Here is a 1,017-nt window from a genome sequence, read left to right as displayed (position 1 = left end):
AAATTAATGCACTTATTTGGGGCATAAGCCTTATTTCGGTGAATCACTAGAAATTACAAGATGTCCCGAGATTCATGATCACTCCATGCAATAAGCATTTATCCCTTTTTCATTACACACAGCAAGGAGTAATACATGAAAACTATTCAAAAGACAGCCATCGCTCTAGTAGCTTCTGGCTTATTTGCAACAGCAGCATTTGCAGCAGATACCCCAACTAATCCTGAGGATGCGGGCAATCCTATTGCGGCAAACGTTACAGTAGTAAACGATTACCGTTATCGTGGCATCACACAAACTAATTACCAGCCAGCCATTCAGGGTGGCTTTGATTATGCCCATGAAAGTGGTTTGTATATTGGTAACTGGAACTCAACAATCAGCTGGATCGGTGATCAAAATGCGGGCGTCAGTGCCCCGCTCGAAATGGATTTCTACGGTGGTTTTAAGAAGGAACTAATTGCTCCAGGATTTGCATCTGACTTTGGTGTACTACAGTACTACTACCCAATGAAAGGCTTTAACGGAGCAAACAATCCAAGCACTACAGAAATTTATGCGGCTCAAAACTACACTTTTGGCCCTGTTACTGGTTTTGTAAAAGTTAACTATGCTGTAAGTAATGTTTTCGGCTGGGCGAATACAACCGGAGCTTACTATCCGGATCTAACAGCAAACTACGATACGGGCATTTGGGGTCTGTCTCTGAATGGACATATTGGTTACCAATATATGCCTAGTCAATCGAAAATTGATGGTGGTAGTCTGAGTTATATGGACTGGAAACTGGGTGCCACTAAAGATTTTGGTGGTGGTTTGGCATTATCTGCATCATATGTAACAACAAATGCTAATCCAAGTTTATATATGACCGGTTCAAACGTGTCTGCTAATACATTTGCGGGTCGTGGTGGTGCAATTGTTGCCCTCACCAAAACTTTCTAATTCCTTCCTCTAAACGGAGAAACGTATGAAATTAATTACCGCAATCATCAAGCCATTCAAGCTTGACGAAGT

At 41.7% G+C, this 1,017-nt stretch carries 1 protein-coding gene; it reads left to right on the top strand.

The window, feature by feature from the left end; translation table 11 throughout:
- Positions 1-135: 135 nt before the first annotated feature.
- Positions 136-945 (top strand): TorF family putative porin, encoded by an 810-nt coding sequence (locus B7X71_RS17765; RefSeq protein WP_293601715.1) that lies wholly within the window; start codon positions 136-138, stop codon positions 943-945.
- Positions 946-1,017: the final 72 nt, after the last annotated feature.

The sequence above is a fragment of the Polynucleobacter sp. 39-46-10 genome, from assembly GCF_002282275.1.
This window is presented reverse-complemented; position numbering and strand designations above follow the sequence as displayed.